This is a genomic window from Mycobacterium toneyamaense (genome assembly GCF_055384815.1).
Genome location: NZ_AP040333.1, coordinates 1,088,964 through 1,114,856, shown reverse-complemented (window position 1 = coordinate 1,114,856; position 25,893 = coordinate 1,088,964). Strand labels below are relative to the sequence as shown.

The window sequence follows — 25,893 nt, the reverse complement described above, 5'->3', positions numbered from 1 at the left end:
TGTGCTGGTAGCTCTACTCGATAATGACCGCTCGCCTGTCGTGTTTTGTGATGACAAGTTCGGCGTGGTCGATACCTGCGGCGCGCAGGTGAAGTATGCCACCGGTCATGTAGGACAGAAGTTCTTGTAAATCCATGCCGGTTAGCTGAATGCGGGTCACCGGCAGAGCGCGGCGGGTGTCGGCGGAGCTCATGAGTTCGCGGACCACGTCCCCGGTCGGGCTGATGTCGATCGAGCGGAGGTCGACGACATCGAGATATATTTCGTCCTGGGTGCGGTTCCGGCAGGCTGGTACCACAACGAGGCCTACTGCGATCCAATCTTGAGGGTTCAACCCTGCTAAACCCTCAAGGCATTGCCCACGTGAGATATCCACTTGCACGGCCGCGGTACCGAACCAGTCGTGAAATCCATTGCGGTGGTTTGTAAATCGGTTCGGGTGCAATGTGTCGGGTCTTTCTCGCATTAGCTTCAACTGCCCAGCTCGCGTGGCCCAGACGGCGACAGCCCGATCTGCGTCGTGGCGGACCGGGCTGTCGTCGCGGGTCATGCTCTACTGGTGGGACTGTTGGCGTGCTTCTTCGACTTTCGCTTCGCCGCGGGCCTTTTCGGCTTCGGCCTCTTTTTCGGCCGCCTCGCGTTGGACCTCGGCCTTGTCCTGCTGGGCCTTGCCCTCTTCGGTCAGACGTCGCGCCCAGTGACGGTGCCAGTGACCTCTTTGGCCTTGCCCTTGACGTCCTCGACGGCACCCTTGATGGCTTCGGTGGGGCCACTGTTCTGATCAGCCACTGCGTGTTCTTCCAATCATCTACTGGGACGGCATGCACGCCGCTCAGGCGCGGTGTTCCCGGTTTACCGAGTTCGCAAAACTCGTCGGTGTGAAACGCCTTGCATAGGTCGAGCACGGTGAGAGCCCCCCCCCCCCCCCCCCCCCGCGGTGAGACCGTATAACGAACGTTGAATCCGCCCTGTGATTTGGCCACGGGCCGCGCGGCCGAACAGGGCAGATGCTCGGACCCGCCGAGGGCTGATCGGAGCGCCGGTCGTCGTTACAAGGTCGTAGTGGCCATTAGGGATCGTTGGACTCTTTGCCCCACCCCTGTTTTTGAACGCGGCACTGCTAGGTGGCGCGCTGCCTCGTCTGTAGGGCATTATGGCTTCACGCCGTGCCACGCCAAGGGCGATGACGCATCCTAGTGCCGCGCCGTTTGAACAAGCTGAGTCCCCAGCCGCCGCCATCGTCGGTGGTGTCGTGTGAACGCATCACCCGTCCCGGGTTGGCGCCATGGCGCGACGAGCCGACCGACACGAAGGTCAGATATTGACTGAGGACCTGCCAGCAAGCAATACAGATGCCGTCTCGGGTCGAGATGGGCTCGGCGTCGACGACCAGTGGTTCGATCAGGTGGTGGTGTTGGCCGTCTCGGGCTCAGTGGATGCGCTGACCGCCCCCCAGCTCGCGGTGGCCATCAGTGCAGCCCTCGGAAGCTCCCCAGCCGGGATCATCATCGATTTGTCCAAGGTGGACTTTTTGGCCTGCGCCGGGATAAACACCCTCCTCGCTGCGCACGCCGACGTCACGCCGGATACACGATTCGGGGTCGTTGCTGATGGCCCCGCCACCAGCCGCCCGCTCACGTTGCTGGGTGTGGACCGGGAGCTCGGCCTGTACCGGTCCCTCGACGATGCGCTGAAGGCCGGCAGGGACGATGTGTCACCGATGTAGGTTGTGGTTTTGGAGCGGGTGCACAGGCTGTGTGCACGGTCAATGGTCAGGTGAACCGCTGACGGCCTTCGGCCGCCGATCCCGCTACGACCGCACCCTGACCGCGGACGCAGCCAGTGCCACCCACACCCGGATTGACTTTGCTGCCTGGCTACAACGACATTTCTGGCTTCGTGAGCAACAACTCAGCGACATGGTGCTGGCCGTCAACGAAGCGCTGGCCAACGCCGTCGAATTCGCCTACCTCGATACTGCAGGGGCCGGCACCGTTGCGCTGGCCGCCACCTACACCGACGACACCGACACCCTCGCCGTCACCATCACTGACGGCGGCCGCTGGGCGGCCAAATCCGCGACGCCGAGGCCAGGTCACCGCGGCCGTGGACTCATCCTCATGCGGGCGCTGGCCGATGACACACAGATCGACACCTCCGCCTCAGGGACCCGGGTCTTGCTGAGGTGGACCCACCTAGTCACGCATGGCTCGTGACGGTTGTCATGGTCATGAGCGCCGGGGTGGTTCCGGGGAGATATTGTCAAGACCTGTGGATCGGTGAGTTTCAGGCGACCTCCGATCCGACGGTTTGAGGTTCCGCCGTCGATACTTCGGGGGTGATGTCGATGGGCCGTTCGAGCAGTTTGCCCTTGTGGAAGACAACGCCGGCACGGACGAGGGCAACTAGCTCGGGGGCGTTGACCTTGCGCCAGCGGTTCTGGGCGGCCTCGATGAGCTTGTAGGCCATCGCCAGCCCGGCCGCACGCGAGCCCGGCCCTTTGGTGACTTTGGTCCTCAAACGCACTGTGGCAAAGGTACTTTCGATCGGATTCGTAGTGCGAAGATGAACCCAATGCTCGGCCGGGTACTTGTAGAACTCAAGGAGGACATCGGCGTCGTCGACGATCTTGGCGACCGCTTTGGGGTACTTGGCGCCGTAGTCGACCTCGAACGCCTTGATCGCCAGTTGGGCTTTGTCGATATCCTCGGCGTTGTAGATCTCCTTGAGTGCTGCCAGCGCTCCCGGATGCACCGACTTCGGCAGCGCGGCAAGAACGTTCGCCTGTTTGTGCCACCAGCAGCGTTGTTCTCGGGTGTCGGGGAATACCTCGCGTATCGCCTTCCAGAATCCCAGCGCGCCGTCGCCGACCGCGAGCACCGGTGCGGTCATGCCGCGGCGGCGGCAATCACGCAGCAGATCGGCCCAGCATTCGGCCGATTCTCGGAAGCCGTCGGTCAGGGCGACGAGCTCCTTACGACCGTCGGTGCGGACCCCGATCATCACCAGCAAACAGAGTTTCTCCTGTTCAAGGCGGACTTTGAGGTGGATTCCGTCTACCCACAGGTAGACGTAATCGGTGTCGGATAGGTCACGCGCCCCGAAGGCTTTGGCCTCGTCCTGCCACTGCGCGGTCAGCCGGGTGATCGCTGACGCCGACAGTCCCGCACCGCTGCCCACGAACTGCTCCAGGGCGGGGCCGAAATCACCGCTGGACAGCCCATGCAGGTACAGCAGCGGCAACACCTCGGTCATCTGCGGCGATTTGCGCACCCAGGCCGGCAGGATCGCCGAGGAGAACCGGCACCGCTCACCGGTGTCGGCGTCGATCCGCTTGTCGTTGACGCGCGGGGCTTTGACCGGCACCGCGCCGGCTGCGGTGAGCACGGTCCGCTCGTCGTGGTGGCCGTTGCGCACCACCAGGCGGCGCCCGTACTCGTCGACCTGATCGGTGAACTGCGCAATATAGGCGGCTACTTCGGCCTCCAGCGCCGCGGCGAGCATCTGGCGGGCACCGTCACGAACGATCTCATCGATCAACGACCGGCCCGAATCGGCGTTGTCGTTGGACTCATCGACGTCGTGAACTACCTTGAGCATGGGCGTACCTTCCCGAACCAGCGCTCCAACGCCGGCCCTTGATCAGAACCACTTGGACCTTCAGATCATCCTCGGGAAGGTGCGCCCTTTCCTACGCCGCCTCGCCGAGGCTCATCCACAGGTTCTGATCATTGCTCTCCGCCGAACGGCACGATCCTCACCGGCTCTGCAAAATCCGTGCCTGCGGTTTCACTGCTGCCAAGTACCGCTCCCATTTTCACCGCAGCCTGACGCCTGGATCGAGCCGTCAACCGGCTTTATCAACATGGCGCGGGTGTACAACAGTTGGAAGCCGCGACGTTGTGCGTTCTCTTGCGATTTGGAGCCGGGCGCCGTGGTGATCACAGCGATATCGCAACCGGCTTCCGCGGCATCGGCCAGGCGTCGTGCCAATAGGGCGTTCTGTATTCCGCGGCGACGATACGCGGGAGCGGTTGCTGCACCGGTGAATTGAGCAATGCCGTCGGTCACCATCATGCTCGCGCCACCGGCAATCACGCCGTCACACAAACCGATGTACATCGTGGCGCCGGCATCGTAGAAGTCGCGTTCGTCCCGCTCGATGACATCGTCGGAGAATTGCTCATGGAAACCCACACCCTCGTCGTCAGGATGAGCCGTGCCAGCTACCACGACATCTACCCAGGCATCGAATTCTTCTGGGCTGCATACCCGTACGTCGATCCCCGGTGAGGTCGCCACCGGTGGCACACGGTCAAGGCGCCGACCGAGGACGCACTCGTTTGCGACGAGCTGATAACCGCGGCGCGACAGCAGTAACGCGACCTCGCGGTCGGCGAGACTGGAAAGTTCTATCTGCGTGGGCGTTTCGCGTATCGCATATTCCAGCTCGATAGCGGCGAGAGCTGCCGGGTCCAGTGCACCATCGAAACCCAGTCCGACCACTTTGTTCATCGGTGAGCCAGGTTCAGCGAAACATGCCATTCCGCCACCCAGCGGAGTGGCGAATCCCGATCTGTCGCGCTGCCGGGCGGGTGCACTCGCGAGTGCAATGAGCTGCGCCTCAGCGTGTTCGATTCGGCCGGCCAGAGACGTACTGCAGAACAATGATGTGTTGCCGTCCATGGTCAGCCACCCGAGCTCTGCTTCGCGGCGGGTGGCACCCGACGACCGTCGAGCGCATCACCCAAGGTCCAGATGGCCACTCCGATGAGCACCAGATCCTTCAGCAGAAACTGGCCTGGTAGAGCGCCCAAAATCGGGATCGGGCCCGCATGCCCAACCACCAGACCCGGCGTGGTGAACAGGAAGCTCAGCGTTCCGACGAACAGCACCACCGCCATCGCGCTGCCGACGGCGGACAGCAGTGGCCACACCCGATGCAGTGCGATCAGCACCGCGGCGAGGATCTCGGCAGTACCTAGCGCCATCGCCACCGCACTGTGACTGAGCACCAGGTAGATCCAGGACATCAGCGGGTTGTGCTCAATCAGTACGTGGGCTTCCATCTTGACGAACTTGCCCACACCGATCCACGCCAGGACGAGGACCAATCCGTACCGGGCCACCGCCTGACCCAACCTGCTGACACGGCTCGATATGGCCGCGGGTTGGAGCAATGATCAGAACCTGTGGATGAGCCTCGGCGAGGCGGCGTAGGAAAGGGCGCACCTTCCCGAGGATGATCTGAATGTCGAAGGTCTGATCAAGAGCCGGCGTTGGCGCGCTGGTTCGGGAAGGTACGCCCATGCTCACGGTAGTTCACGATGCGGATTCATCCAACGAGGATGCTGGCTCGTCGCGGTCGTTGCTCGATGAGATTGTCCGCGACGGTGCCCGCCAGATGCTGGCCGCAGCGTTGCGGGCTGAGGTCGCCGCCTACATCGAGGCTCATGCCGGTGAGCTTGATGAGAACGGGCACCGGCTGGTGGTGCGCAATGGCTATCACCGCGAGCGCGAGGTGCTCACCGCGGCGGGCGCGGTGAGTGTGACCGCGCCGCGGGTCAATGACAAACGTGTTGACCCGGACACTGGTGAGCGGCAACGGTTTTCCTCGGCGATCCTGCCGGCGTGGGTGCGCAAGTCGCCGCAGATGACCGAGGTGTTGCCGTTGCTGTATCTGCATGGCTTGTCGACCAGTGATTTCGGTCCGGCGTTGGAGCAGTTCCTGGGCTCGGGTGCCGGCTTGTCGGCCACGACGATCACCCGACTCACCACGCAGTGGCAGGACGAGGCCAAGGCCTTCGAGGCCCGTGATCTGTCGGGCACCGACTACGTCTACCTGTGGGTCGACGGCATCCATCTCAAGGTGCGCCTGGAGCAGGAGAAGCTCTGTTTGCTGGTGATGATCGGTGTGCGCGCTGACGGCCGCAAGGAGCTGGTCGCGCTCACCGACGGGTACCGGGAGTCGGCCGAGTCGTGGGCTGATCTGTTGCGGTCGTGCCGACGTCGCGGGATGACCGCACCGGTGCTGGCCGTCGGCGATGGGGCCCTGGGGTTCTGGAAGGCCGTGCGTGAGGTGTTCCCGGCCACCGGCGAGCAGCGGTGCTGGTTTCACAAGCAGGCCAATGTTCTTGCCTGCCTGCCAAAGTCGGCTCATCCGGGGGCGATCGCGGCGATGCGGGAGATCTACAACGCCGAGGATATCGACCACGCGCAGGTGGCGATCAAGGCGTTCGAGGTGGACTACGGCGCCAAGTACCCCAAGGCGGTCGCCAAGATCGTCGATGACGCCGATGTGCTGCTGGAGTTCTATAAGTACCCGGCCGAGCACTGGGTCCATCTGCGCACTACCAACCCGATCGAATCAACGTTTGCCACGGTACGTTTGAGGACCAAGGTGACCAAGGGGCCGGGTTCACGCGTCGCCGGAATGGCCATGGCTTACAAGCTGATCGACGCCGCGCAAGCCCGCTGGCGAGCCGTCAACGCACCGCACCTGGTCGCTCTGGTCCGGGCCGGCGCGATCTTCCACAAAGGCAAACTGCTCGAGCGACCCACCGACATCACCCCGTCGGCGGACTCGGCACCGACCGAATCAACTGGAACGGAGGTCGCCTGAAACAAGCCGATCCACAGGTATTGACAATTCCTCGCGGGTTGAACAGACAACGGCTCGTCCTCTCACGATCTGATGAAGGCCCAGTTCAGGCGACAAACCAGTACTGTACTTTCTAGTACATTTACCGTACCGTACAGTACAGTACTGATCGGCAACCGTGACATTGATCGAAGCCACGACCACAACATGCCACCGCGCAGAAGCAGATCACCCGCGCTACGCCCCTCAAGGGTCATCGAATCGTCACCGTTTCACCGACAGCCCACTCTTAGGCTGGCAGCCGTGAACATTCGCCGAAGGACAGCAACGGCCGCCGTCGTGGGGCTGACGCTCGTGGTCGTCGCGTTCGCGGTACCGCAACTGCACCTGGGGATCGTCACCCCACTGATCAACAGCACCCCGGCCCAGATCCGCAGTTTCGCACAGACTGCACCCATCTTCGGCTGGTGGCACGCGCACATCGGCTGGGGTACGGCACCGGCAGTGCTGATCGCAACAGCCGCGGTGCTGTGGGGACAGACCGTCGCCGCGCGATTACCGTGGCGCGCAGTACCACTGACCGCATGGGCGGTGTCGTGTGGCTGGGCCTTCTCGTTGGCCATGGTCGACGGCTGGCAGCGGGGTTTCGCAGGGCGCCTGACGGCGCAGCACGAATATCTCCGGCAGGTGCCGAGCATCACCGACATCCCTGAAGCATTGCGCTCCTTCTCGTCCAGAATTCTCGATTACCAACCACATTCGTGGATCACCCACATCTCGGGCCACCCACCCGGTGCATTGCTGACCTTTGTGTGGCTGGATCGCATCGGACTGGGCGGCGGCGCCTGGGCCGGCCTCTGGTGCCTGCTGATCGGGTCCAGTGCCGCGGCAGCCATCGTCGTGACGCTGCGCGTCCTGTCCGGCGAGGCGACGGCCCGAGCCGCCGCACCCTTCGTTGCAGTCGCCCCGACCGCCATCTGGATTGCCGTGTCCGCCGACGGTTACTACGCCGGTGTCGCCGCCTGGGGAATCGCTCTACTGGGGCTCGCGACGCGTAACCGACACCCGACCCTCACCGGCGCCGGCGCGGGCCTGCTGCTGGGCTGGGGCATCTTCCTAAACTACGGCCTCGGCCTCATGGCGATACCGGCCGTCGCGGTGCTGATCACGGCGCCGGACCTCCGCACAGCGGTCCGGGTACTCGCGCCTGCGGTGGTGGCGGCGCTGGCCGTGGTCGGCGCCTTCGCCGCGACGGGTTTCTGGTGGTTCGACGGTTATACCTTGGTACAGCAACGGTATTGGCAGGGCATCGCCATGAACCGCCCATTCCAGTACTGGTCGTGGGGGAACCTGGCTTCTGCGGTATGCGCGATCGGCCTGGGCAGCGTCGCCGGATTGAGCCTGGCATTCGACCGCGCCGCGCTCCGCCGCCGAAGCGGCATCCACCTACTGACGCTCGCCGCGCTGTTGGCGATCATATGTGCCGACCTGAGCATGCTGAGCAAGGCTGAGACCGAACGGATCTGGCTGCCGTTCACGGTCTGGCTGACCGCCGCCGGCGCGCTACTGCCGGCGCCGTCACGGCGCTGGTGGCTGGCCGCCAACGTCATCGGCGCGCTGGCCCTCAACCACCTGATTCTGACGAACTGGTAACAGCCGTCTGGCCACCAGATAGCCGGGCACACACACCCACACCACGGCCAGCGAAATCCACAGTCCGGCATGGTAATCACGATCCAGTGCGGTCATGTTGTCCAGATGCATGCCCGGCTTGTCGAAGACCGGGATCGCAAGCAGGCCAAGCACCACGGAACACAAAGCGGCCACCGCGACCGGCGCCTGCCAACTCACCGGAAGTATCCGGCTTGCCGCGAAGCCCAGTGCCACACACAGCGGGGCGAACACCACGTCGTGCACGGCGACCGCGACCAACGCCCACACCGCCATGCGCATCATGATCACCGGCGGATTCTCGAACACCAGGGTCGCGCCGTACCCGGCCAGCGCCAGCCCTGAGAGCATCAGCAGCACCCGAGTGGCCCTCATTGCATCACCTCGATTCGGGACAGCCATTTCGTTTGCAACACACCGGGTCTCGACGGCGCGATGAGTCGGCATGGGTATCCGTGGTCCGGATGCAGCGTTTCCCCATTGAGCTTGAGCGCCACCAACGTCTGACCATCCCGGGCATGCCGCGCAGGCAGCACGGTGCGCGAATAGGGGCCGGGGGGCTCCAGCGAAACCATCCGCACGTCGGCCTGCGGCGACCCACCCACCATGGCGATCAGATCCGCGAGCACGACGCCGGTCCACTCGGCGTCGGCGCTCCAGCCTTCGACGCAGGCGATCGGCAGGTGGAATGTCCGCTGCGGCATGGCATTCAATTCCGCCACCGAGAACGCTCGACTGCGGGCGCCGTTGACGATGGTGAGCCGATAGGCCGGCGACGCCGCAGCCTGCAGCACGCCGGCCGCGATCGCGGTGCGGTTCACCGGAATACCTTGCGGCCCTTTACCGGAGCGTGGCGACAGCAACGACAGCTCGCGCAACCATCCGACACTCTGCCCGGCAGTGGCCAATGTCGCGACTGCGACGGCCACCCCGGTACCCCACAACACGCTGCGCCGCGTCGGCCCAACCGCACCGCCGGTCGCGACATCGCCGAGCGGTTCGCCAAGAACCCGCCGGATGACCGGCAGCTTCACCGCGATGTGTACCAGGACCGCGCCCGCCGCGAGGTAGGCCACCGCGTAATGCGACGTGGTGAAAAAGAATCGGAACACGTACCACTGCGCGATGTTCAGCAGCCCGGTGGACAGCTCGAACAACATCGCCCCGACCAGCACCAGGATGGAGGCGCGCTCGAGTTGTTTGGCAACACCGCCAATGATGGGACGTTCAAACAGTTTGGGCCACACCGACCACAGCTTGACCACGGTCAGCGGTATCGCCGCGATACCGGAGGCGACGTGCGTGCCCTGCGTCAGCCGGTACAGCCAGACCGGATGCGCGGGCCAGTAGAACCACGGTTGCGGATGCTGAATGAGGTGGCTGATCAACCCGGTGACGAAACACAGCGTGACCGCGATGCCGAGCATCATCCCGACCCGCGCGGTGACGGCGGTGCTGCGCAATGTCGTGCCGCTCATTGCAACGCCAGACTCGCGAGCATCCGGTTTCCGACCGGATGCATATCGACGACCTTCAGGCCGGCGTCGCCGGCGATCCTGGGCGCACTGTCGACCCCGACCGTCGCCCACCGAAACCACGGCCCAACCGTCCGCGCCGATTCCAGTCGCACCCATCGAGTGATCACTCCAGTTGGGGCCGAGTCGAATTCGGCGATGCACAGGCCTCCGCGCCGCAGCAGATCAGCAGCTCGGCGCAGCACGCGCGTCGGGTCACCGCCCAGCCCGACGTTTCCGTCCGCCAGCAGCACGGTCTGCCAGCGGCCCATGCCGGGGAGCGGATCGAAGACATCGCGGCGCAACGCCGGAGCGCCGCTGCGCCGGGCAAGTTCGACGGCGGTCGCGGACTGGTCGACGCCCAGCGCCGGCACGCCGCGCCGGATCAGATCGGCCACCAGCCGACCTGGTCCGCACCCGAGGTCGATGGTCGGCCCGTCGCACAATGCCAGAACTGCCCGATCGAACCTCCGATCCGCCCGCCGACCACCCAGCCAGTTGTGCACGGGCAGACGTTGCCGACTGCCGTCGTCCTGGCGGACCCAGCACCGCTCCCCTGCCAGAGCGCGCTCATACAGGTTTCCGAACACGTCACACCCCGATCGCAGCAGCCAGGTTGCGGAACCGACTGCCCTGTGGACAGCACGCGCGCACGGCGGCGATGTCGCCCATGACGTCGACATCGCGCAGTTCGGCCACGAAATCCACGGCCAGGCCGGCGTTCGCCAAAGCGTGCTGTGTCCGGGCCGCGGTATCGGATTGCGACATCGGAACCGTACGCAGACTGTCGGCACCTACTCCGTTGTGCAGGCCCAGCAGCCACCAGCCACCGTCGCTGGCCGGCCCCAGCACCGAATCGGCGCGAAGCAATCGAAGTGCGCACGCCGTCAGCAGCGCAGCAGTAACCTGCGGAGTGTCCATGCCGATCTGAAGCACCGGGTATCCGAGACACGCCGCATCGTGGTGCGCGTTGGCCAGGCGCTCGCCAAAATCGTTGCCACGCTGCGGAACAACGGTGAAATCTGCCAGCCGGTCCCGGATCACGGCGGCGCATCGCGCCGCGGCAAGATCTCCGGTCAACGCCACCACGCGCGCGGCGACCGGCGCCTCGGCCACCGCGTCCAGGGTGTCCAGCAGCGCGGCAGCAGCGAGATCAGCGGCTGCCTCCGCACCCAACGTGCGGGCCAACCGGGTCTTGGCCAGACCGGGTACCGGAGCCTTGGCCACCACCAGCACAGTCACGGGAACAGTCATGAAATCACCCGCCAGAAGTCGAGTGCGGCAAAGAAACTGCCCCGCAGCGAACCGCTCACCTTCGATTCGCCGCCCGTGCGCGGACCGTAGCTGACATCGGTTTCCACCACCCGCCAGCCCGCCTGCCCCGCGCGCACCAACAGTTCCAGCGGATAGCCGAATCGACGATCCGCGATACCGAGACCCAGCAGCGCCTCGCGCCGGGCCACCCGTATGGGCGCGATGTCGTGCACCGGCAGTCCGTATCGGGTCCGTAACCGCCAACACACCACGGCGGTGCCCAGGCGGGCATGCCAGTGCCAACGCAGCCCGGGAACCGCGCGGCGCCGCCCGATGGCCAGGTCGGCTCCACGGTCGAGCATCGCAACCAGATACGGCAACGCCCGCGGGTCCAGCGACCCGTCGGCGTCGAGCACCGCAACCGTCGACGTCTGCGCCGCCAGCACGCCGGCATGAACCGCCGCACCGTATCCGGGCTCCAGTTCGGTGATCACGTCGGCGCCGTGGGCCCGCGCCACGGTCGCCGTCCCGTCGGTGCTGTTGTTGTCGACCACCAGAGCCCGGTATCCGTCTGGGAGGACGGCCAGAATCGCGGGCAGCGACTCGGCCTCGTTCAGACACGGCAGGATCACCGTGATCGCACTGCTGGACATGACCCGACCGTAAGGCGGCGGTGCGCCGTCGCCAAGTGCCAAATGATGACGAAACTGTGACATAGGTGCTGGTAGAGACCATGACCGGAGCTGTCGGCGGGCTAGGCTGTCGGGTGTGACGACGGTACTGATCGCAGATGACGACCCCGTCGTGCGTGACGTGGTGCGCCGGTATCTGGAGCGCGATGGACACGATGTGTCGATCGCGCGTGACGGCAATGAAGCGCTGGCGCTGTTGAAGACCGAGCGCATCGACATGGCGGTGCTGGACGTCATGATGCCCGGACCCGACGGGCTGACGTTGTGCCGCAGCATGCGCCGCGGCGACGGCTACGGACTGCCGGTGATGCTGTTGACCGCGCTCGGCGAGGAGGACGACCGGATCGCCGGCTTGGAGGCCGGCGCCGACGACTACCTCACCAAACCATTCAGTCCCCGCGAGCTCGCCTTGCGTGTGCGTTCGGTGCTACGGCGGGTGCCCGCTCGAGATCTGGCTGGGCCCTTGGAGATCACGAACGGTGCGCTGCAGGTGTCGACTTCCGCGCATTCGGTGACCATCGACGGCGTCGCGGTGAGCCTGACCAACCGTGAATTTGACCTGTTGGTGTTCCTACTCACCCATCCCGGCACTGTGTACTCCCGCGACCAGCTTTTGAAACTGGTGTGGCAGTGGGATTTTGGCGATCAGTCGACGGTGACGGTGCATATCAAGCGGCTGCGCGCGAAACTTGGTGATGCCCACCGGATTCAGACGGTATGGGGGCGCGGCTATCTGTGGGGAGACGACGACCATGCCGGCAACTGACCTGTGGGAGATCATCGGTTGGGCACTGGCCTGTTCGGTTCCCGTCGTGGTAGCCGGCGGCGTGTTGATCCACCTGGCTCGCTCCTGGTCGCTGGCGGTCAGCATGGTTGCCCTGGTACTGATTCCGACCCTTGCGACCTTCACCGGCGTGCTCGGCGCCAGTGGCTTCATGATCACCGAGACTTTCGAGCGGATCGCAGTGGTGCTGGTGATCGTCGCCGTGGTGACCATTCCCGCGGCAGTGATGCTGGCCCGCTACCAAGCGCGAAGGACGGTGTGGGAACAGGAGATTCGGGCGTCCGAACGCGCTACCGAGCAATCCCGGCGTCGGCTGGTTGCGTTTGTCAGCCACGACTTGCGCACCCCGCTGGCCGGCATTCGCGCGGTGTCGGAAGCGATCTCCGACGGCCTCGTGGACAGTGCCGAGGTACGCGCCCACGCCAAACACATTGAGCAGGAATCGATTCGATTGTCCGAGATGGTCGACGACCTGTTCGAGATGTCGAAGATCAATGCCGGTGCAGTGCAGCCGGCCCACGATACCGTCGCGCTCGATGAGGTGGTCGATGACGTGCTGGCTGCGCACCGAATCGCCGCAGAGCGAGCCGGAGTGCAGCTGGCCGCTCAGCTGCCGGAATATCCCGTCCGCGTGACGGGGAGTGACCGAGCCCTCGTACGGGTGCTGTCCAATTTGGTCGCCAACGCCATCGCCCATACCCCGGAAGGGGGCCGCGTCGAGCTGACGCTGGGCCGCGATGCCGACGGCGCCTGGGCCCGCGTCGACGACACGGGAGTAGGCATCGACGAGGCTGATCTGGCCAGGGTGTTCGACGTCGCCTACCGGGGGCCCAACGGCCGCGTGCCGCGCGCCGATTCGTCGCTGCCGAGTGGGTCCGGTTTGGGACTGGCGATCGCAGCGGGTCTGGTGCAGGCCCACCGCGGCACGTTGTCGGCTCACAACCTCGAAACGGGCGCACGCTTCGAGGTTCGGCTTCCGCTCGCCGACAGCACATAGACACTTCACCCACAGGTGTGAACAGATTGTGTAATCTGTTCACACCTGTGGTCCGGGCCCGGGGACAGGTTTCGATCACGCCAGGAGAAACCAGTGAGCACACAGCGCAACGCCGTCATCGTCGGTGGGGCATCCGGTATCGGCTGGGCCACCGCTCAGGGCCTGGCCGCGCAGGGCTACCGCGTCACCATCGCCGACCGGAACGCCGAGCTGGCCGAGGCCCGCGCCGCCGAACTCGGCGCACCGCACACCGCCGTCGCCGTCGAGGTCACCGACGAAGCGTCCGTCGCTGCCGTCTTCGAGCAGACCGGGGAGTTGGACGCCGTCGTCAGCTGCGCCGGGTTCTCGACCTTCGGGCTCATCGTCGACATGCCGGTCGAGGACTTCCGCGCCGTCGTCGACTGCTGCCTGACGGGGTCGTTCATCGTCACCAAATACGCCGGCCAGAAGTTGCGTGAGGGTGGGTCGCTGGTGTGCATCTCGTCGCTCAACGGCCGCCAGCCCGCCATCGGCATGAGCGCCTACAGCGCCGCCAAGGCCGGCCTGTCGATGCTGACCGAGGTGGCCGCATTGGAGTTGGGCCCCAAGGGCATTCGCGTCAACGCCGTCGCCCCCGGTTTCGTGACCACTCCTCTGACCGAAGGCGCCGCGATGATCCCCGGCGTCGTCGACGAGTACGTCGAGAACACCGCGCTGGGCCGCGCCGGCACCCCCGAGGACATCGCGAACGCCGTGCTGTTCCTGTGCTCGGAGCAGTCGTCATGGATGACGGGCGAGGTTCTCGACCTCAACGGCGGCGCGCATCTCAAACGCTACCCCGACATCATGAGCCACCTCCTCAAGCTCGCGTCGGGGTAGCAACCGGCGGCAAATCCGTCAGAATCACCGTCATGGACACCGAATTCACGGTCACCCAGAAACGGGCCCTCGCCGTCGCGACGGTCCTGGCGGTCGGATTCGGCGCGTACTTCCTGCGCGGGCAGTTCATGCTGGTCGTCGTTGCCGGGGTGGTGGCCTACCTTTTCACCCCGTTGTTCCGTCGGCTGTCGAAGCGGCTGAGCACCGGCCTGTCGGCCACCCTGACCCTGCTGGCCGCGCTGCTGGTCGTGGTTGTGCCGATCAGCGGGGCCGTCGCCATCGGCGTCGTCCAGATCACCGCCATGATCCGCAACGTGTCGCAGTGGGTGAGTCGTAACGACATGGGCGCGCTGGGCACCCGGGCGCTGCAAGCCGCCAACGACCTGCTGGCACAAATCCCCTACCTGCACCACGTGACCCTGACGCCCGAGTCGGTCCAGAAGTGGATCATCACGTTTGCGCAGCGCGCGGGCGAGTGGGGCCTGAACGTGCTGCAGACCGCCGCGGGCGGACTTTTCGGCGCGCTCGCCGGTGCCGTCATCTTCATCTATGTGTTCATCTCGCTGCTGGTCAACGGCGATGACGTGGTCCTACTGATCCGGCGGCTCAACCCACTCGGCGAGGACGTCACCGACCTGTACCTGGCCAAGATGGGCGCCATGGTGCGCGGCACGGTACTCGGCCAGTTCGTCATCGCACTGGCGCAGGGTGTGTCCGGCGCGATCTCGATCTACATCGCCGGCTTCCACGACGGCTTCTTCATCTTTGCGATCCTGCTGAGCGCCCTGTCGGTGATTCCGCTCGGTGGAGGCATCGTCAGCATCCCGTTCGGCATCGGCATGGCACTGTTCGGCAACATCGGCGGCGGCCTGTTCGTGATCCTGTTCCACATCCTGGTGGTCACCAACATCGACAACGTGCTCCGGCCGATCCTGGTCCCCAAGGCGGCGCGGTTGGACTCCGCGCTGATGCTGCTGTCGGTGTTCTCCGGCATCGCGATGTTCGGTTTCCTGGGCCTGGTGATCGGCCCGGTGCTGATGATCGTCGTCGTCACCACCATCAGCGTGTACCTCGCTGTGTACAAAGGCGTTCCGTTGAGCGAACCCGAGCCCGATGAACCCCACGCACCGGGGCGCCTCGCCCGCCTGATCGCCGTGATGCGCAGGAAGCAGCCCGCTACGGCAGTGGCTGCGCCTTCTGCGTCGCCTCTGCCAGAGTCCGATAGTCCCCCGGACTCGCCGACCCGCTGACCGCGACCTGCGCCGGCCCCGTCGGCCCGTCGAGCTTGGCGGTCCAGATCGGCTCGGTACCTTGCTGGTCCTCGCCGGCCCCCTCGTACACCACCCAGTGCACGCCACCCAGGTCCTGCGCCCCCGTCGGATACATGCCGCTGTGGATCGAGGACACCAGCTTCTCCTCGTCAGCGTTGCTCTGAGTCAGCGCGACGAACATGCCGGAGGCGGTCAGATAGCCGACCCTGGACATCAGCGCCCGCGTGGGTTGCTTGGTGACGGGATCGGTGCGGCCCGCCTCGATGGCGCCGCGCGACCCCGAATTGGCGTGCCAGCCGGACGGCAGTTGCGGGATCCGGATCGGGATGTGCAGCGCGGCGGCGTCGGCCTTGAGCGCGGCCGGGGCGTCGTACTGCGGCGCCGGGCCCTTACCCGGCCCCTGCGGCGCGAACGAACACATGCCGAGCATTCCGGCCAGCGCAACACAGGCCACCACCAGCGGGGCGATGGACCAGAACATGTCGCGGCCGTCCTGCAGCAGCCGGTCCTTCGCCGGGCGCGGCACCGGCACCGACTGCCCCTCGGCGACCGCGTTGGGCACGGCGGCGGGCCGCCCATCAGATGCGGCGACAGACTGGTCGTCGGGTTCCGGCGATTGAGACGTCACAGGGCTCAGTATCCCAACTCCCGACCGCACACCAACAAATGGCTAATGGGACAATCGGCGCATGACGCCTTCGCGCCGAGAAGCCCCAGACCGCAACCTCGCCCTCGAACTGGTCCGCGTGACCGAAGCCGGGGCCATGGCCGCCGGCCGCTGGGTCGGCCGCGGTGACAAGGAAGGCGGCGACGGTGCGGCCGTCGATGCCATGCGTGAGCTGGTCAATTCGGTCTCGATGCGCGGCGTAGTGGTCATCGGCGAGGGCGAGAAGGACCACGCCCCGATGCTCTACAACGGCGAAGAGGTCGGCAACGGCGACGGTCCGGACTGCGACTTCGCCGTCGACCCGGTCGACGGCACCACCCTGATGAGCAAGGGCATGCCCAACGCCATCTCGGTGCTCGCGGTCTCCGAGCGCGGCACCATGTTCGACCCGTCGGCCGTGTTCTACATGAACAAGATCGCCGTCGGACCGGACGCCGCCGACGTCATCGACATCACCGCACCCATCGGCGAGAACATCCGCCGCGTCGCCAAGCGCCTCAACGAGTCGGTGGCCGATGTCACGGTGTGCATCCTGGACCGGCCCCGGCACGCCCAGCTGATCAGCGAGGTTCGCGAGGCCGGTGCCCGCATCCGCCTGATCTCCGACGGCGACGTCGCCGGCGCCATCTCGGCCTGCCGCCCCGAGTCCGGCACCGACATCCTGGCCGGTATCGGTGGCACGCCCGAAGGCATCATCGCCGCGGCCGCCATCCGCTGCATGGGCGGCGCCATCCAGGCCGTCCTCGCGCCGACCGACGACGCCGAGCGGCAGCGGGCCCTGGACCGTGGCTACGACCTGGAGCGCGTGCTGACCACCGAAGACCTGGTCGCCGGCGACAACGTCTTCTTCTGCGCCACGGGCGTCACCGATGGTGACCTGCTCAACGGTGTGCGGTACTTCGCCGGCGGTTGCACCACGCAGTCGATCGTGATGCGCTCGAAGTCCGGCACCGTCCGGATGATCGAGGCCTACCACCGGCTGTCCAAGCTCAACGAATACTCCGCGGTGGACTTCACCGGGGATATTTCCGCCGCACACCCCCTGCCGTAATTCGTTTCACCTCAACCAAAGGGAGCACATGTCCGACAACGATGTCGAGTACCGGATCGAGCACGACACCATGGGCGAGGTCCGGGTTCCGGTCAACGCCCTGTGGCGCGCGCAGACACAACGCGCCGTGGAGAACTTCCCCATCTCGTTCCGCGGCCTGGAGCGCACCCAGATCCGCGCGCTGGGTCTGCTGAAGGGCGCCTGCGCACAGGTCAACAAGGACCTGGGCCTGCTGGACCCCGACAAGGCCGACGCCATAATCGCCGCCGCCGGTGAGATCGCCGACGGTCTGCACGATGACCAGTTCCCCATCGACGTGTTCCAGACCGGCTCGGGCACCAGCTCGAACATGAACGCCAACGAGGTCATCGCCTCCATCGCGGCGCGCAACGGCGTCGAGGTCCACCCCAACGACCACGTCAACATGTCGCAGAGCTCCAACGACACCTTCCCCACCGCCACACACATCGCGGCAACGGAAGCCGCTGTGCGCCACCTGATTCCGGCCCTCGAGGTGCTGCACGAGTCGCTGGCCAACAAGGCCCGCGCGTGGCGCACCGTCGTCAAGTCCGGCCGTACTCACCTCATGGACGCGGTGCCCGTCACCCTGGGCCAGGAGTTCGGCGGCTACGCCCGCCAGATCGAGGCCGGCATCGAACGCGTCAAGGCGACATTGCCCCGCCTGGGTGAGCTGGCCATCGGCGGCACCGCCGTCGGCACCGGCCTGAACGCCCCTGACGGCTTCGGCTCCAAGGTCGTCGACGTGCTGGTGAACCAGACCGGCATCGCCGAACTGCGTACCGCCGCAGACTCTTTCGAAGCCCAGGCCGCCCGCGACGGACTCGTCGAGGCGTCCGGCGCGCTCAAGACCATCGCCGTGTCGCTGACCAAGATCGCCAACGACGTGCGCTGGATGGGCTCGGGCCCGCTGACCGGCCTCGGCGAAATCCAGCTGCCGGACCTGCAGCCGGGTAGCTCGATCATGCCGGGCAAGGTGAATCCTGTTCTGCCCGAAGCGGTTACCCAGGTGGCCGCGCAGGTCATCGGCAACGACGCGGCCGTCACCGTCGGCGGTCTGTCGGGCGCCTTCGAGCTGAACGTCTACATCCCGATGATGGCCCGCAACGTGCTGGAGTCCTTCACGCTGCTGTCCAACGTCTCGCGACTGTTCGCGTCCAAGTGCATCGACGGCCTCGTCGCCAACGAGGATCACCTGCGCACGCTGGCGGAGTCGTCGCCGTCGATCGTGACGCCGCTGAACTCGGCCATCGGCTACGAGGAGGCCGCCAAGGTCGCCAAGGAAGCCCTCAAGGAGAAGAAGACCATCCGGCAGACGGTCATCGACCGCGGCCTGATCGGCGAGAACCTCTCCCTGGCCGAGCTGGACAAGCGTCTCGACGTGCTGGCCATGGCGAAGGTCAAGGACGGCGAGTAGTTTTCTGCGCTGAGCCGCGAAGCCCCCAGAATCCCTGGATTCTGGGGGCTTCGTGTTTCGCCGGAATTCACGTCCAGGGTGCGTACAGATCGTCAGATCCGCGGGCGGGAGGCGCTGGCGGCACAGTCGCGAGGCTCCGCCCGCTGGGCACTCGACAAGCAAATGCCCTGTGCCCGTTGACTTTGCGGTTATGCAGACAAAGTTCGAGTAGCGCGGATCCTGAGCGCACGATCAACGCGAGGCCGACATTGATTCCGCGGCTACGGCGCAAAATCCCGAGTGGACATGACCGTGAGCGCAGGATCAATGGGACAGAACAGCCCGCTCGGCAGCCGCCAGCTCACATCGCAGGTGAAGCGAATGTGAACAGCTCCTTACTGGACAGATACTGCCGGGAAACGGGATTCGACCCGTGCGTTTGCAATTGTGTTGCAATGACGGCCGAGCTCACCGATTCGCACCGAGGTGCCCGGCTGGATGCCGTCCCGTGCATGACGCACGGCCGCTTCCACATGCCGCACACGCACACCGGCGAGCGGCTGCCCAAACCCCAGGCCGAGGTCCTCAAACTCGTGACGACAGCACCGGGTCAACGGAATGCCGATGTCCTGCAGGCCAAGTTGTTCATCGAACTGCTCGAGGACGAACTGGCCGAGTTGCACCTGCAACTGGCGGTGACGGAGCGCCGGGCGGCCAAGCAGGGCGCCGACAAGCATCTCGAGGTACTACGCGGGCGCATCGCCGATCTCCTGGCGATGGTCGACGCGATCGTCGACCGCTTCCCCACCGCGTAGCTCCGCCGCGAGTCAGCTCGTCAGATCGTGGCTCAGCAGATGCGTTGGCGCCCGAGTCGGGCGGAAAAAGTCCGTGAGTTCAATCGCGATGACCAACCACCGGTGGTGATTGAACCCAGGGACGTCCAGCGGCCGGAAAAGGTACCTGACTTCAGTCAGGGCAGCCACGCCCCACCACGATTGAAGCCACGTACATCTGATGCTCGAGGCACCCACGAATATGTCGCGGCCACTCAAAACGTTTCGGGTTGTCGATGCGAGCGCGTACCTGAAACCGCCCCGGCGTGACTACTGACCGTTGTTCGAGCCGCCGGAATTGGCACCCGGGATGTCGGTGATCGGGATGTTCGGCATCGGCGGCGGCGACGGGGTGTTGGGCAGCGTCGGAATCTCGGCCGGCGGGATGTCGGTCAGATCGTTGACCGGCGGGCCGTTCTCCCGGCTGCCGTAGCTGGTGCCCGGCTCGCGATGGCCGATCATGTGGCTGACCGTCACCAGGTGATAGCCGTTGGCCTTGAGCACCGGGATGAACTGCTGCACCAGGTCGACCGTCGACGAGTAGGTGTCGTGGAACAGGACCACCGAATTCGGCTTGATCTGCGTCATCAGCATGTAGCGGGTGGCCGCGGTGTTGGAGTCGTTGGCCCAGTCGAACGGGATGACGTCCCAGTTGATGTCGGCCAGGCCCTGCTTCTTGGCCTCGGCGAGCACCTGGTCATTGATCAGGCCGCCGGCGGTGCGCACCAGCTTCGGCCGCTGCCCGGTGGCCTTCTCGATGGCGTCGCCGGCCTTGCTGAACTGGCCCGCGATGAACTCCGGCGGGATGGTCGTCATGTTGGGGTGTTCCCAGGTGTGCTGACCGAGCTCCATGCCGGCCTCGACGACGCGCTTGGCGCCGTCGGGGTTGGCGGCGACCTTGTTGCCGATCTCGAAGAACGTCGCCTTGGCGTCGTTGTCCTGCAGGATTTTCAGCAGCCGGTCGGTGTACGGGCTGGGACCGTCGTCGAACGTGAGCGCGACGCACTTGTACTTGCTGCAGTCGACTTCGTCGGCCTTGGCGACATTGCCGGTCTGACACCCGACCACGACGATCGTCACACCGGCACACACGCCGAGGACGGTTCGCCAGTAGGGCCAGGCCTTGCTCTCGCGTCGCACCCAATCACCTTACCGACGCCGCGATTTGTGCACGAAAACCCGTGTTCAGCGCGGAAAATCGTGCACAAATCGCGGTCCGGCTCAGGTCACGGCAGGGTGCCGGGGCTGATCTCCTCGAGCATCTCGGTGACCAGCGCGGCAATCGGCGAGCGTTCGCTGCGCATCAGGGTGATGTGCGCGAACAGCGGGTGGCCCTTGAGCTTCTCGATCACCGCCGCGACACCGTCGTGCCGGCCGACACGCAGGTTGTCGCGCTGGGCGACATCGTGCGTGAGCACCACGCGGGAACCGGAGCCGAGGCGCGAGAGCACCGTCAGCAGCACGTTGCGTTCCAGCGACTGGGCCTCGTCGACGATGACGAACGAGTCGTGCAGCGAGCGGCCGCGAATATGCGTGAGCGGCAACACTTCCAGCATTCCGCGGGACAGCACCTCTTCCAGCACGGCCGGGCTGGCCAGGCCTTCGAGGGTGTCGAAGACGGCCTGCGCCCACGGGCCCATCTTCTCGCTCTCGCTGCCCGGCAGGTAGCCGAGGTCTTGTCCGCCAACGGCATACAGCGGCCGGAACACGACGACCTTGCGCTGGGTGCGGCGCTCGAGCACCGCTTCCAGGCCGGCGCACAGCGCCAGCGCCGACTTGCCGGTACCGGCTTTGCCACCGAGAGAGACGATGCCGACGGACTCGTCGAGCAGCAGATCGAGGGCGACGCGTTGTTCGGCTGACCTTCCCCGGAGGCCGAACACTTCGCGATCACCACGAACTACCTGCACGCGCTTCTCGGCGTTGACCCGCCCGAGCGCGTGCGATGTGCCACCGAGCAGCCGGATGCCGGTGTGGCACGGCAGATCCCGCGCTTCCAGCAGGTCGACCTCGCCGTCGGCGAACAGTGTGTCGATGTCTTCCGGGGCGGCGTCCATCTCGGTCATGCCGGTCCAGCCCGACGTGATGACGTCCTGCGCGTGGTACTCGTCGGCAGTCAGGCCCACCGCGCCGGCCTTGACACGCAGCGGAATGTCCTTGCTGACCAAGGTGACTCGCTTGCCCTCGGCGGCGAGGTTGGCGGCGCACGCGAGGATCCGGTGGTCGTTGGTGTCGGTGCGGAAGCCCGAGGGCAGCACCGACTGGTCGACGTGGTTCAGCTCAACCTGCAGCGAACCACCTTGCGTCCCAACAGGAATCGGCTGATCCAGTCGACCGTGTTCCAATCGCAAGTCATCGAACATGCGCAGGGCCTGCCGGGCGAACCAGCCCAGTTCGTGATGGTGGCGTTTACCCTCCAGCTCGCTGATGACCACCAGGGGGACAACCACTTCGTGCTCAGCGAAGCGCGTGCATGCCCAGGGATCGGACAGCAACACGGAGGTATCGAGCACGTAGGTACGGACCTGCGAATCAGACACGTGGCGCTCCTCGGCCCGTGCGGCCCCACACGAGTACTTCGGTGGACGCAGCGGTACCTGGACCGGGGCCGGTCCCAATCTCTAATCGGGTACCGCCCGGATAGCAGAGCAATTCGCTAGCCATCACCGGCGACGCTACTCCCGGCGGCCGCCCCACGCTGACGGCGCGCCGTGACTGTTTTGTGACGTCTAGATGAACTGGGCGAGCGACGGTTCGTCGCTCAGGTCCCACGCCTTGATGCGGTCGGAGATGACGGTGCGCAGCGCGGCGGCATCGAAGATGCCGGCATCGGCAACAACCTGGACCTTGTCCTGGTAGGCGTCGATATCCGCACCGATGACCTCGAGGCCGGCGGCCCGGGCCGCGATGGCGGCGATGGTCTCGTCGCGGTGCGTCTCCAGCAGGTGCGTGACGAGGTTGGCAAAGAACTCCTCGTGGCGTTCTTCGTCGCGGGCGATGCGGCCGGCCATGGCGGCGAGCACGGGCTCCTCGATCTGGGCCTGCAGGTTGCGGGTGAAGACGGCGTGCGCGCGCTCGAAGAACGCCATGAAGACCAGCGTCTCGATCTGGCTGTACTTGTCGGCCCGGTAGCCCTTCATGACGTGCTCGACGCGCACGTCCTCGTTGGCGGTCGGGTCGATCTGGCGGGTGACCACCAGGTAGTTGCGCAGCGCGATGGCGTGCAGGTGCTCCTCGGCGGTCCAGCGGCCCAGCCAGCGGCCCCACTTATCCTCGAGGATGAAGTGCTCGACCAGCTCGCGGTGGTAGCCCGCGAGGTTGTCCTTGGTGATGAGCAGGATTTCCAGCGCATCGGTGACCGGCTTGGGCAGGGTGACACTGGAGGCATCCCAGTCGGTGCCGCCGAGGAAGGCGAAGTTCTCGCCCTGCTCGAACGGCACGTAGTCGTGGGCGTACCAGGCTTCCTCAGTCGCGAGGTGCCGGGACAGCTCGGTGTCCACCACGGGCTCGAGCTCGAGGGTCAGTGCGTTGGCAACCGGTTTCTCAGCCATGAAAGTAACTGTAACCCGAATTCACATGTTTTTGAAATCAACCACGCACAAACGGGGACCGGCGTCACCCGGTCCCCGTTCGCCCGCAGACGGTTACTTCGTTGTGCCCGAACCTGCGCCTGCGGTCTTCTCGCTGCCACCAGCGGAAGCTGAATTCTTTCTTTCAGTGCGCTGCTTGCCTCGTGTGTGTTTGGAGTCCTCCGGGCCACTCGTCTGCGTGGCGCCAGAAGTGCTGGAACCCTTGGCAACCTTGGACGGCTTTCCATTGGCAGGTTTCGATTGCTTCCCGTCCTTGGGCTGCTTGACGTGCGGCGTGCCGTCGGTCTGCTGGTTCTTACCATCAGCCGCCGCCGGCTTGGCCGACCCCTCGGCTGCCGGGGTGTCAGACGGTTTCGCAGGCCTGCTCGCCGGAGTGCCCGCCGGGTCTGCAGCAGTCGGTGCTGCCGGGCTCGCGGGCTGTGCCGACCGTGCTTTTTCGACCTCAGGTGTGGCCTTCACCGGAGTCACGTCCGCGGCGAGTTTGGCAGCCGTCGGCGCCGGCGTCCCGGTCGGCGCCTGCGCCCCGGCGGGTGCTTGTGCTGCCGTGGAGTTGGCCGCGGGGATCGCGCCGCGCAGTCCACCAACCAGCATGTGCCCTGCAGTGCGGCCGAGGTCCCCGAGTTCATTGACGACCGTCTTGACGTTGCCCATCGTCAACGGCGAGTAGCTGTCGGCGCGGTTCAGCGCGACCGACAGGTCGTCCCGCGCATTCAGGAAGCCTGCGGTGACGCTGGTGCCCGGGTCGGTCAAGGTCTGGTTGATGATCGTGCCCAGACCTCGGATGCCATTACCCAGCGCCGCGACCACCGCGGTGATGTTCCCGGAAGCCAGACCGGCTCGGATTTGGGTGAGAGTCTGGTTGATGAGCAGATCGCACCGGAGAGCCGACAGGACCATGGGGTTCACAATGTCCTGGGCCGCCAAGGGAATGTTCTGCACGAAGGCGGAAAAGCTGCCGGCAGGGTTGACGAAGATGCCGCGGGCGAGGTCGACGTAGTCCGGGTTGAGGGCAGATTGCGTGATGCGGTCCAAGACCGACGGGACGTTGTTCTGGCTGCCGAATATCTCGTTGAACTTGCCGGTGCCGACCGCGGCCTTGATCTGATCGAGCTCCAGATTGGCCGTCGCCCAGCCGGTGGGCACGTTGTTCTGGTTGTGCACGTAATTGAACTCGAACATGCGCTGCTTGAGGCTGGCTGCGTACTGCTGCGGCGTGACCGTCGGGGTGTCGGCCGGCAGGTGCTGGCGGATGTCGGAGATCGGAACGACTTCGGCCGTCACCGCATTGTTGTCGAGTGTGCCGTTGACGTCCTGGAACCGGAGCGTGACGGAGCCATTCACGACGCCGCCGTTGTCCAGCCAGTTCGCGACGCCGGGGTTGGTGGCACTGACGACGTAATAGGTGTAGCCGTCGTCGGACTGAAAAATATTGCTGCCGTTGAGGCTGCTCTGTGCGGTCACATACGGTAGATCCAGCTGCCAGATATTGGTCAGCTGAGCAGCCACGTAGCCGGCCGAAACGGTGGGCACCTTGACCACCAGCGCCTCATCCGACTGAAGGTTGAAGTGTCCGATGCTGGTCAGCTGCCCCGGCAGAATCGGTCCACCGACCGCCGAAGTGGTCGGCTTGATCACGGTGAAGGTGTTTTCCGGCACTGCGGCCCAAACCGCCTGGATTCCCTGATTCGTGACGCTGGAGTTGAACCCGGAGACATTGTTCGCGACGCCGGCCAACACAGCCGCCACCTGGGTTTCTGACAGCACCGGCAGCTTGAACTGCGACGATGAACTCTGCTGTTTGATGAGGATCGTGTCGTGCGGAATGCCCCAGTCGGTGGTGGTATCGCGCATGAGGATCGTCTGAGCGCCGGTGCTGTTCACCCAGTTGCCCGGTTGCTGGTCCGGACTGATCACCACGGTGTACGTGCCGTCCGCATTCGGTGTGAATTGCGTCAGGTCATAGCTGACACCGGTCGAGATGAACTTCCCGTCCATGATGTTCCCCGACATCGGAACGAAGGTCACCACCTTGGTGCCAGGGCGAGGGGTGATGGTCACCGTGTACGACTCGCCCCGCACAGCCAGCAGCGTGTACTTGTTGTCCGCCGTCAGGTCGTTCGAGAACGGCAGAGGCTCGGCAGACGGCGCGTTCCAGGGGCGGTGAGAAATTCACCGTTGCGGTCGTAGCCGTTGATCCGGTTCTGTTCATTGAGCGCACCGAAGAGCACGCCCATCGCCAGGGCCTGGCTGTATTGCGGCAACGAACTCACGTCGGACGGTTTGATGAACGGATAGTTGCTGTTGGTGGCGATGATCTGCTGCTGTTGGGCGAGGATCTGATCTGTCACGGCCTGGTAGCTGTCCGCGGCGAACGCCTGCGGGGCGGTGAGCGCTGCGACCATGGCGCCGGCGACAGCGGTCGTGGCGATGCCCCGCCGCCTGGCCCGGGACCGGCGCCGTGCCGCCCGGTTGGCGGCCGCTACCGGCTGATCGTCCCCTGCCGTATTCGACCGCCAGGTATGGCCCAACTCAGACATTCTTCGCCCCTTCGTGATGGGTCTGCCCGGGTGGCTGACTCAGCGTGAACGCCCGGGGTGTGATGTGGTGAACAGCTCGACGAAATTGTCGTCCCCGTCACAATATGAGCGATCGCTGTGCTGACCAATGGGTGCTCAGACCAGCGTTTTCGGGCCGGC

26 protein-coding genes and 1 pseudogene are annotated in these 25,893 nt (G+C 65.4%); 11 read left to right on the top strand and 16 right to left on the bottom strand.

The window, feature by feature from the left end; translation table 11 throughout:
- Positions 1 to 13 precede the first annotated feature (13 nt).
- Entirely contained in the window at positions 14 to 550 is a 537-nt protein-coding gene (locus ACZ5IQ_RS05345) for a hypothetical protein (RefSeq protein ID WP_129560166.1), read from the bottom strand.
- Positions 551 to 553: 3 nt separating this feature from the next.
- Positions 554 to 789 (bottom strand): annotated as a pseudogene (gene mbp1, locus ACZ5IQ_RS05340) (microaggregate-binding protein 1).
- 532 nt (positions 790 to 1,321) lie between these two features.
- On the opposite strand from mbp1, the gene ACZ5IQ_RS05335 reads away from it, so the two are divergent.
- Together ACZ5IQ_RS05335 and ACZ5IQ_RS05330 are read left to right on the top strand one after the other, a co-directional pair.
- Complete coding sequence (locus ACZ5IQ_RS05335) at positions 1,322 to 1,726, top strand: STAS domain-containing protein (protein WP_225526710.1); 405 nt, start codon at positions 1,322 to 1,324, stop codon at positions 1,724 to 1,726.
- A 31-nt stretch (positions 1,727 to 1,757) separates the two neighbouring features.
- Positions 1,758 to 2,216, top strand: a complete 459-nt coding sequence (locus ACZ5IQ_RS05330) for an ATP-binding protein (protein ID WP_464480935.1) — start codon at positions 1,758 to 1,760, stop codon at positions 2,214 to 2,216.
- A 70-nt stretch (positions 2,217 to 2,286) separates the two neighbouring features.
- Here ACZ5IQ_RS05330 and ACZ5IQ_RS05325 read toward each other — a convergent pair whose 3' ends face one another.
- The 3 genes from ACZ5IQ_RS05325 to ACZ5IQ_RS05315 form a co-directional block, all read right to left on the bottom strand.
- Positions 2,287 to 3,600 (bottom strand): IS256 family transposase, encoded by a 1,314-nt coding sequence (locus ACZ5IQ_RS05325; protein ID WP_463820627.1) that lies wholly within the window; start codon positions 3,598 to 3,600, stop codon positions 2,287 to 2,289.
- 189 nt (positions 3,601 to 3,789) lie between these two features.
- Positions 3,790 to 4,686 carry a GNAT family N-acetyltransferase gene (locus ACZ5IQ_RS05320; protein WP_464480934.1) on the bottom strand — a complete coding sequence of 299 codons (897 nt, stop codon included), beginning with the start codon at positions 4,684 to 4,686 and terminating at the stop codon, positions 3,790 to 3,792.
- A 2-nt stretch (positions 4,687 to 4,688) separates the two neighbouring features.
- Complete coding sequence (locus ACZ5IQ_RS05315) at positions 4,689 to 5,162, bottom strand: DUF417 family protein (protein ID WP_409431649.1); 474 nt, start codon at positions 5,160 to 5,162, stop codon at positions 4,689 to 4,691.
- Between the two features lie 146 nt (positions 5,163 to 5,308).
- Between ACZ5IQ_RS05315 and ACZ5IQ_RS05310 the strand changes: the two genes are divergently transcribed.
- Positions 5,309 to 6,622: an IS256 family transposase gene (locus ACZ5IQ_RS05310; RefSeq protein ID WP_052536990.1), complete on the top strand. Its 1,314-nt coding sequence runs from the start codon at positions 5,309 to 5,311 to the stop codon at positions 6,620 to 6,622.
- 282 nt (positions 6,623 to 6,904) lie between these two features.
- Positions 6,905 to 8,254, top strand: a complete 1,350-nt coding sequence (locus ACZ5IQ_RS05305) for a hypothetical protein (protein WP_061001735.1) — start codon at positions 6,905 to 6,907, stop codon at positions 8,252 to 8,254.
- Here ACZ5IQ_RS05305 and ACZ5IQ_RS05300 read toward each other — a convergent pair.
- From ACZ5IQ_RS05300 to ACZ5IQ_RS05280, 5 genes are read right to left on the bottom strand one after another with little or no spacing between them, the layout of a single operon-like run.
- Positions 8,180 to 8,623, bottom strand: a complete 444-nt coding sequence (locus tag ACZ5IQ_RS05300) for a hypothetical protein (RefSeq protein WP_464481423.1) — start codon at positions 8,621 to 8,623, stop codon at positions 8,180 to 8,182. The two genes, ACZ5IQ_RS05305 and ACZ5IQ_RS05300, sit on opposite strands and share 75 nt — an antisense overlap.
- A 20-nt stretch (positions 8,624 to 8,643) precedes the next feature.
- The gene (locus ACZ5IQ_RS05295; protein WP_061001737.1) at positions 8,644 to 9,750 is read right to left on the bottom strand and encodes a molybdopterin-dependent oxidoreductase; all 1,107 of its coding nucleotides are present in this window, start codon (positions 9,748 to 9,750) and stop codon (positions 8,644 to 8,646) included.
- Positions 9,747 to 10,376, bottom strand: coding sequence for a methyltransferase domain-containing protein (locus ACZ5IQ_RS05290; protein WP_061001738.1), 630 nt, complete (start codon positions 10,374 to 10,376; stop codon positions 9,747 to 9,749). The genes ACZ5IQ_RS05295 and ACZ5IQ_RS05290 overlap by 4 nt, the downstream gene beginning before the upstream one ends.
- A 1-nt stretch (position 10,377) precedes the next feature.
- Positions 10,378 to 11,040: a TIGR04282 family arsenosugar biosynthesis glycosyltransferase gene (locus tag ACZ5IQ_RS05285; RefSeq protein WP_061001739.1), complete on the bottom strand. Its 663-nt coding sequence runs from the start codon at positions 11,038 to 11,040 to the stop codon at positions 10,378 to 10,380.
- Positions 11,037 to 11,693 carry a glycosyltransferase family 2 protein gene (locus tag ACZ5IQ_RS05280; RefSeq protein WP_061001740.1) on the bottom strand — a complete coding sequence of 219 codons (657 nt, stop codon included), beginning with the start codon at positions 11,691 to 11,693 and terminating at the stop codon, positions 11,037 to 11,039. The genes ACZ5IQ_RS05285 and ACZ5IQ_RS05280 overlap by 4 nt, the downstream gene beginning before the upstream one ends.
- 115 nt (positions 11,694 to 11,808) lie before the next feature.
- On the opposite strand from ACZ5IQ_RS05280, the gene ACZ5IQ_RS05275 reads away from it, so the two are divergent.
- From ACZ5IQ_RS05275 to ACZ5IQ_RS05260, 4 genes are all read left to right on the top strand, one after another.
- Positions 11,809 to 12,498, top strand: coding sequence for a response regulator transcription factor (locus ACZ5IQ_RS05275; RefSeq protein WP_061001741.1), 690 nt, complete (start codon positions 11,809 to 11,811; stop codon positions 12,496 to 12,498).
- Positions 12,485 to 13,513 (top strand): sensor histidine kinase, encoded by a 1,029-nt coding sequence (locus ACZ5IQ_RS05270; protein ID WP_464480933.1) that lies wholly within the window; start codon positions 12,485 to 12,487, stop codon positions 13,511 to 13,513. Before ACZ5IQ_RS05275 ends, ACZ5IQ_RS05270 begins: the two co-directional genes overlap by 14 nt.
- 93 nt (positions 13,514 to 13,606) lie before the next feature.
- Entirely contained in the window at positions 13,607 to 14,371 is a 765-nt protein-coding gene (locus tag ACZ5IQ_RS05265; RefSeq protein ID WP_133425522.1) for an SDR family NAD(P)-dependent oxidoreductase, read from the top strand.
- Between the two features lie 32 nt (positions 14,372 to 14,403).
- A complete protein-coding gene (locus ACZ5IQ_RS05260) occupies positions 14,404 to 15,621 on the top strand; it encodes an AI-2E family transporter (protein WP_061001744.1) in 1,218 nt (405 codons plus the stop codon).
- On the opposite strand, the gene ACZ5IQ_RS05255 is transcribed toward ACZ5IQ_RS05260, so the two are convergent.
- On the bottom strand, positions 15,548 to 16,204 hold the full coding sequence (locus ACZ5IQ_RS05255) for a DUF4245 domain-containing protein (RefSeq protein ID WP_061001745.1): 657 nt from the start codon (positions 16,202 to 16,204) through the stop codon (positions 15,548 to 15,550). The two genes, ACZ5IQ_RS05260 and ACZ5IQ_RS05255, sit on opposite strands and share 74 nt — an antisense overlap.
- A gap of 127 nt (positions 16,205 to 16,331) precedes the next feature.
- Here ACZ5IQ_RS05255 and glpX point away from each other — a divergent pair, with 127 nt between their 5' ends.
- From glpX to ACZ5IQ_RS05240, 3 genes are all read left to right on the top strand, one after another.
- On the top strand, positions 16,332 to 17,360 hold the full coding sequence (glpX, locus tag ACZ5IQ_RS05250; RefSeq protein WP_061001746.1) for a class II fructose-bisphosphatase: 1,029 nt from the start codon (positions 16,332 to 16,334) through the stop codon (positions 17,358 to 17,360).
- A 28-nt stretch (positions 17,361 to 17,388) separates the two neighbouring features.
- Positions 17,389 to 18,795 carry a class II fumarate hydratase gene (locus ACZ5IQ_RS05245; RefSeq protein ID WP_061001747.1) on the top strand — a complete coding sequence of 469 codons (1,407 nt, stop codon included), beginning with the start codon at positions 17,389 to 17,391 and terminating at the stop codon, positions 18,793 to 18,795.
- Positions 18,796 to 19,229: 434 nt separating this feature from the next.
- Complete coding sequence (locus tag ACZ5IQ_RS05240) at positions 19,230 to 19,589, top strand: hypothetical protein (RefSeq protein WP_064860364.1); 360 nt, start codon at positions 19,230 to 19,232, stop codon at positions 19,587 to 19,589.
- A gap of 288 nt (positions 19,590 to 19,877) precedes the next feature.
- Here ACZ5IQ_RS05240 and ACZ5IQ_RS05235 read toward each other — a convergent pair whose 3' ends face one another.
- From ACZ5IQ_RS05235 to ACZ5IQ_RS05215, 5 genes are all read right to left on the bottom strand, one after another.
- Positions 19,878 to 20,747: a polysaccharide deacetylase family protein gene (locus ACZ5IQ_RS05235; RefSeq protein ID WP_061001750.1), complete on the bottom strand. Its 870-nt coding sequence runs from the start codon at positions 20,745 to 20,747 to the stop codon at positions 19,878 to 19,880.
- Between the two features lie 86 nt (positions 20,748 to 20,833).
- The gene (locus ACZ5IQ_RS05230; RefSeq protein ID WP_464480932.1) at positions 20,834 to 22,147 is read right to left on the bottom strand and encodes a PhoH family protein; all 1,314 of its coding nucleotides are present in this window, start codon (positions 22,145 to 22,147) and stop codon (positions 20,834 to 20,836) included.
- 189 nt (positions 22,148 to 22,336) lie between these two features.
- Entirely contained in the window at positions 22,337 to 23,158 is an 822-nt protein-coding gene (locus tag ACZ5IQ_RS05225; protein WP_346415196.1) for an acyl-ACP desaturase, read from the bottom strand.
- Between the two features lie 93 nt (positions 23,159 to 23,251).
- Positions 23,252 to 25,276, bottom strand: coding sequence for a hypothetical protein (locus ACZ5IQ_RS05220; RefSeq protein ID WP_464480931.1), 2,025 nt, complete (start codon positions 25,274 to 25,276; stop codon positions 23,252 to 23,254).
- 29 nt (positions 25,277 to 25,305) lie between these two features.
- On the bottom strand, positions 25,306 to 25,599 hold the full coding sequence (locus ACZ5IQ_RS05215; RefSeq protein ID WP_138248179.1) for a hypothetical protein: 294 nt from the start codon (positions 25,597 to 25,599) through the stop codon (positions 25,306 to 25,308).
- Between the last annotated feature and the right edge of the window lie 294 nt (positions 25,600 to 25,893).